At 68.4% G+C, this 6,321-nt stretch carries 6 protein-coding genes; 3 read left to right on the top strand and 3 right to left on the bottom strand.

The window, feature by feature from the left end:
• Positions 1–695: SDR family NAD(P)-dependent oxidoreductase (locus tag NM2_RS46665; protein WP_067684193.1), on the top strand; the 695-nt coding region annotated here is incomplete at its 5' end.
• An 80-nt stretch (positions 696–775) separates the two neighbouring features.
• Here NM2_RS46665 and NM2_RS46670 read toward each other — a convergent pair.
• From NM2_RS46670 to NM2_RS46680, 3 genes are all read right to left on the bottom strand, one after another.
• Positions 776–2,266 carry an acyl-CoA synthetase gene (locus NM2_RS46670; RefSeq protein WP_067684196.1) on the bottom strand — a complete coding sequence of 497 codons (1,491 nt, stop codon included), beginning with the start codon at positions 2,264–2,266 and terminating at the stop codon, positions 776–778.
• A 43-nt stretch (positions 2,267–2,309) separates the two neighbouring features.
• Positions 2,310–3,152 (bottom strand): p-hydroxycinnamoyl CoA hydratase/lyase, encoded by an 843-nt coding sequence (locus NM2_RS46675; protein WP_067684200.1) that lies wholly within the window; start codon positions 3,150–3,152, stop codon positions 2,310–2,312.
• 81 nt (positions 3,153–3,233) lie between these two features.
• The gene (locus NM2_RS46680; protein WP_245718593.1) at positions 3,234–3,728 is read right to left on the bottom strand and encodes a MarR family winged helix-turn-helix transcriptional regulator; all 495 of its coding nucleotides are present in this window, start codon (positions 3,726–3,728) and stop codon (positions 3,234–3,236) included.
• 83 nt (positions 3,729–3,811) lie between these two features.
• Here NM2_RS46680 and NM2_RS46685 point away from each other — a divergent pair, with 83 nt between their 5' ends.
• On the top strand, positions 3,812–4,564 hold the full coding sequence (locus tag NM2_RS46685) for an IclR family transcriptional regulator (protein ID WP_067684203.1): 753 nt from the start codon (positions 3,812–3,814) through the stop codon (positions 4,562–4,564).
• Between the two features lie 147 nt (positions 4,565–4,711).
• Positions 4,712–6,172: an aldehyde dehydrogenase family protein gene (locus tag NM2_RS46690; protein WP_067684206.1), complete on the top strand. Its 1,461-nt coding sequence runs from the start codon at positions 4,712–4,714 to the stop codon at positions 6,170–6,172.
• The last annotated feature ends 149 nt before the right edge of the window (positions 6,173–6,321 follow it).

Genomic DNA, 6,321 nt, shown 5'->3' on the forward strand with positions numbered 1-6,321 from the left:
GGGCGGCCATCGCCCAGGGACTCGCGGCAGCAGGGGCGTCCGTCGCCGTCGCCGCGCGCTCGGAGACCGAGGGACGGGTGCCCGGCACGATCGGGGCGGTCGCGGAGCGGATCGAGGCCGCGGGCGGGCGGGCGCTGCCGATCCCGTGCGACGTATCCAGCGAGGAGTCGATCGAACAGGCAGTCGCCACAACGGTTTCCGCGTTCGGCGGCATCGACGTCCTGGTCGCCAACGCCGGTGTGCTGTGGATGGGGCCGATCGAGACGACTCCGCTGCAACGCTGGCAGCGCTGCCTGGACGTCAACCTGACCGGGGTGTTCCTGGTGACCAAGGCGGTCATCCCGCATCTGAAGTCGCGCGGGGGTGGATCGCTCATGGCGATCACCACCACCGGCGTGGACATGATCGATCGCGGCGCGAATGCCTACTGGGTGTCCAAGGCCGCGGTGGAACGTCTGTATCTGGGCCTGGCCTCGGATCTTCGGGGCGACAACATCGCCGTGAACTGTCTGAGTCCGTCGCGGGTCGTGCTGACCGAAGGCTGGCAGGCCGCGGGCGGTGGCCGGGAGATCCCCGAGCACATGATCGAACCTCCGGAAACGATCGCTCGCGCGGCGGTTCTGCTGGCAGGTCAGGACGCGTCCGGGATCACCGGAACGGTCCAGCGCTCGGAAACGCTTGTCGCACAGCCCTGATCGGCGCAGCGGGCCGCCACGCAACGAGGGCGGCCCGCAGCCGGGGCGATCACCGCTCGACTCGGGATGCGCGCGGCCGATCATCCATGGAGTTCACGCACAACGGATTTGAGAACCTTGCCGGAACCGCCCTTGGGCAGTTCATCGACGAAGCGGACCGACCGGGGCACCTTGTATGCGGCCAGCCGCTCGCGGGCGAAGGCGAGCAGCGTCTGCGGATCCGCATCCTGTCCGGCCGCGAGGACCACGACGGCCCGGCCGACCTCGCCCCAGCGCTCGTCCGGGACGCCGATCACCGCGCAGGCCGCCACGGCCGGATGTGCGGTCAGCACGTTCTCCACCTCGGCGGGATAGATGTTCTCCCCGCCGGAGATGATGACGTCCTTCATCCGGTCCACGATGTACACGTATCCGTCCGAGTCGACGGTGGCGACGTCGCCGGAGTGGAACCAGCCCTCCCGCAACACTTCCGCGGTCTCGGCGGGGCGATTCCAGTAGCCGGACATCACATTGGGTCCGCTGACGATCACCTCGCCGCGTTCCCCGTCCGCCACCGGCACACCCTGATCGTCGACCACCCGGACATCGCTGAAGAACGAGGACACACCCGCCGATCCGACCTTCGTCTCGGCGTGTTCGGGATCCACCAGCAGCGCACCCGGTGACGCCTCGGTCATCCCGTACCCCTGCACGAAGGTCAGCCCGCGGGTCAGATAGCGCCGAATGGTGTTGTGCGGCACCGGGGCTCCGCCGCACAGCAGCACCCGGATACTGGACAGGTCCGCGGTGTCCCAGCGATCGAACGCGGCCAGCGCGTCGTACATGGCGGGCACCCCGAACATCCGCGTCACCCGATGACGTTCGATCGCATCGAAAACCACTGCGGGATCGAACTTCTCGAGCAGGATGACGCAGCCGCCCTTGAGCAGTACCGGCAGGCACAGCATGCCCAGCGCGGCGGCGTGGAACAGCGGCGCGGACACCAGACCCACCTCGTCGGTCGCGATATCCGATTCGACGAGGACGTTGAGGCAGTTCCAGGTCAGGTTGCCGTGCGTGAGCACCGCGCCCTTGGGACGTCCGGTGGTCCCCGAGGTGTACATGATCACGCAGGGATCGTCGAGGTCCACCGGTTCGTCGGGGACCCGGACATCGCCGTCGACCCCGTCCGCGAGCACCCCGTCCGCGGCAACGGGGATCACCCCGACCTCGACGGTCAACTCCGCCACGACATTTCGGTAGGCCTCGGTGTAGAACAACACCAGCGCACCGGAATCGCCGAGGACGTAGTCGATTTCGGCTGCGGCACTGCGGAAATTCACCGGAACGAAGACCGCGCCGAGCGCACCGGCCGCGAACAGCAGTTCCAGATAGGCCGGATGATTCGGCCCCAGATAGGCGATCCGATCACCGGCGCGCACTCCCGCGGCCCGCAGTTCCCCGCAGACCCGCGCCACCCTGCGGTACAACTGCGCGAAGGTGATCGACCGGCCCGCGCCGATCACCGCCACCGCATCCGGCGTCATCCGGGCCCGCCGGGCGGGCCATGAGCCGAGTCCCCGATTCCGCACGATCCATCCTCACTCGCCGATGCCGTTTCGGTTGTGGCCGTTCCTATTTCGCGGGATCGAACGCGCCGAGCCCGGGACGGTAACTCTTGTCGTCCAGGAACTGCGACAGGCCCTTCTCCCGGCCGTGGTCCGCGTCCAGGGCCCGGCTCTGATCCAGTTTGGCGTACAGGTAGTCCTCGGACTGCGACCAGCTCATCTCCGCGGCGAACCGGTAGCCCACCTTGGCCGTGTGCACCACAACGGGATTGAGCCCGGCCAGGTGCAGGGCCAGTTCCCGGGTCCGCTCGCGCAGCCGCTCCGCCGGGACGGCCTCGTTGACCAGTCGCATCTGCGCGGCCCGCGCACCGTCGAACGGCTCGCCGGTCATGATGTAGTACAGGGCGTCGCGCTGCGACACCGTCGCGGCCAGCGCCTTGGTCACCACGCTGCCCGGCGGGATGCCCCAGTTCACCTCGGACAGACCGAATTTCGCGGTCTCGTCGGCGATCGCCAGATCACAGGCCACCAGCGGGGTGAAGGCCCCGCCGAAGCACCAGCCGTTCACCATCGCGATGGTCGGCTTGGGGTAGTAGGCCAATCGCTTCCACTGCCACTCGTTGCTCTCCCGGCGCACCCGATATTGCAGCGCGAGATCCCCGGAGGCCTCGACGTCGCGGAAGTACTCCTTCAAATCCATTCCGGCGGAGAAGGATTCGCCGGCACCGGTGAGCACCAGCACCCGGCAGCGCGGATCGCCCTCCAAATGGTCCAGCACCCGGCACATCTCGGTGTTCAGGGCCGGGTTCATCGCGTTGCGCTTGTCCGGGCGGTTCAGCGTGACCCAGGCGATGCCCTCCTCGAACTGCACGCTCACGGTCTCGCCCCAAGGCTCTGTCGCTGTCGTCATCGGCGCGCTCCATTATCAGTAATGCTGATGATTTCGCTCCTATGGTGCCGCCGAAACCGCTCGTCGTCAACAGCTCTCCGGTTACTCGTCAGCGGGAGAGGTCGCCGAAACACCCCGCGCGGCGGCCTCGGTCGTCAGCGCGGCGATGCCCTGCCGTAGTGCGGCACGAAACTCCGCACTCCGCCGCTGGCTCATCTCGGCCAGCAGCACGGACTCGATCCGCTCGATGTGCGGCCCGGCCCGCTCGAGCAGTTCACGTCCCCGATCGGTCAGCGACGCGACCAGCACCCGGCGGTTGCCCGGATCCCGATCCCGGCTGATCAGCCCGCGTTCCTCCAGGGTTCGCACCATGACGTGCATCGTCTGCGGCCGCAGGAACGCTCTGCGGGCCAGCTGCGCCGAGGACAGCCCGCCACGCCGCTCGAGCACCGTCAACGCCGTGTACTGCAACGGCGTCAGCCCCAGCGGACGCAGCGCGTCGTCCATCACCGCCCGCACCGCCAGCTCCACCTGTTTGATCAGGTACAGCGTCGAGGGCGAGGCGACAGCGTCGCGATCTTCATTGGCTGCGGTCACGAACGCAATCTTCGCACCCGTATCGCGCCGACTAGGGTGACCCGTATGGCGGAGGACCCGTTCGGCCAGGTCGCAAGCGTCTAATGGCCAGATCACCCAGCGGCGAATCCGTGCTGTCCCGCGCAGTGCGGATCTTCGAGGCGTTCGACGCCGACGTACCGGCCATCGGCGTGTCCGAACTCGCCCGCCGCACCGGCCTGCCGGTGGCGACCACCTCACGCCTGGTGAACGAGCTGATCGGATACGGCTGGCTGCGGCGCGACGCCGATCGCCGCATCCGGATCGGCGTGCGGATGTGGGAACTGGTCTCACGCGCCTCGCCCACCCTGGGCCTGCGCGAGCTGGCCATGCCGTTCATGCAGGACCTGCACGCCGTGATCGGCAATCACGTGCAACTGGCCGTGCTGCAGGACAGCGAGGTGCTCTACATCGAACGCCTCTCCGCACCCGGATCGGTGCGCAATCTGAGCCGGTACGCCGGACGCCTGCCCCTGCACGCCTCGGCCCCGGGATTGGTTCTGCTGGCGAACGGCCCACTGGAACTTCAGGATTCGATCCTCACCCGCCCGCTCACCCGATTCACCACGCACACCGTCACCGACCCGAAGGCGTTGCGCGCCTTTCTCGGTGAGATCCGCCGGACGGGAATCGCCTTCTGTCCCGGACACCTCGACGAGACCACCACCTCCATGGCCGCGCCGGTGCGCACCGTCCGTGGTCGGGTGGTGGCCGCACTGGCGGTCATCGTCGCCAACGACGACACCGCGCGCAGCGTCGCCCCGGCAGTGCAGGCCACCGCCCTCGGGATCTCCCGGGCACTCGGCGCGAGTCAGTGAAAAGTCTCATCCATTGAATGGAAAAGTACTAGTGGTCCAGAACACACCATCACGATGCTTGGACCGATAACACCAGAACACCGCGCCTGAGCGGTATGCCCCGCAACTGCGAGTTCCGGTGACAGCGCCGTACCGAAACGAGACATCATGACCATCGCCCGTGACCTGATCATCGGCGGAGCCGACCGGCCCGCCAAGAGTGGCCGGACCACTTCCGTCACGTCACCGCACACCGGAGAGCTCTACGCTACCGTCGCCGCGGCAGACACCGTCGATGTGACCGCCGCCGTCGACGCCGCCGACGCCGCCTTCGCCGATTGGGCCGCGCTGAGCCCCTTCGAGCGGCGCGCGGTGTTCCTGCGCGCCGCCGATCTGCTCGAAGCCAAGACCGAGCAGGCCGTGCGGCTCATGGCCAGCGAGGTCGGCGCGACCGCCGGGTGGGCCGGATTCAACGTGTGGCTGGGCGCGAACATCCTGCGCGAGGCGGCCGCCGCGATCACCGCGCCGCGCGGCGAGGTGCTCACCGCACAGCAGCCCGGCGTCCTGGGCATGGCAGTGCAACAGCCGATCGGCGTGGTCGCCGCCTTCGCACCCTGGAACGCCCCCATCATCCTGGGCGTGCGCGCCGTGGCCGCACCGCTGGCGGCCGGGAATACCGTCGTGCTCAAGCCCAGCGAGGCATCCCCGTTCTCGGCCGGACTGTTCCTGGCCGACATCCTGCACGAGGCCGGGCTACCCGACGGCGTACTGAGCGTCATCACCAACGACCCCGCCGACGCGCCGGTCATCGCCGAGACGCTCATCGCCGACGAGCGCGTGCGCGCGGTGAACTTCACCGGTTCCACCGGCGTGGGCCGGATCATCGGCACCCTCGCCGCACAGCATCTCAAGCCCGCCGTCCTGGAACTCGGCGGCAAGAACTCGGTCATCGTGCTCGACGACGCCGACGTCGACTACGCCGTCGCGGCCGCCGCCTTCTCCGTATGCCTGAACTCCGGACAGGTCTGCATGTCCGCCGATCGCCTGCTGGTGCACGAATCCCTCGCCGAGGAATTCCGCACCAAATTCGCCGCCGCGCTCACCGCACTGCCGACGGGCGACCCGACCGACCCCGCGACCGCCCTGGGCCCGCTGATGAGCACCGCCGCCGCGTCCCGGGTCTCCGAACTCGTCGCCGACGCGGTCACCGACGGCGCGAAACTCCTTGCCGGAGGCGGAGATCCGAATGGCGCGCACTACCCGGCGACGCTGCTGACGGACGTGCCCACGCACGCGCGGCTGCACTACACCGAGTCCTTCGGGCCGGTCTGCGTGATCGACACCTTCACCACCGACGACGAGGCCGTCGCCAAGGCCAACGACACCGAGAACGGCCTGTCCGCGGGCGTGATCACCGAGAACAGCACCCACGGCCTGCGCGTGGCCACGCGCCTGAAGACCGGCATCGTGCACATCAACGACCAGACCATCATGGACGAACCGCAGGCCCCCTTCGGCGGATTCAAAGCCTCCGGCTACGGCCGTTTCGGCGGACGCTGGGGCATCGAAGCCTTCTCCAACACCCGATGGGTCACCCTGGCCACCGAACAAGCGCAGTTCCCGGGCTGAGTCGTGCCCGCACTGTTATCGACGACTCCGGCATCCCGGCCGGGCGATGAGCTGCCGGAAACCGATCCGGCGGCCTTCACCGGCCGGAATGCCGTTGTCCGGCAATCTATCTCGACACGGAAGGAGGATTCGTGCGCACTCGCGTAGCC

This window comes from Nocardia miyunensis NBRC 108239, from assembly GCF_001613065.1.
Classification (GTDB): domain Bacteria; phylum Actinomycetota; class Actinomycetes; order Mycobacteriales; family Mycobacteriaceae; genus Nocardia; species Nocardia miyunensis.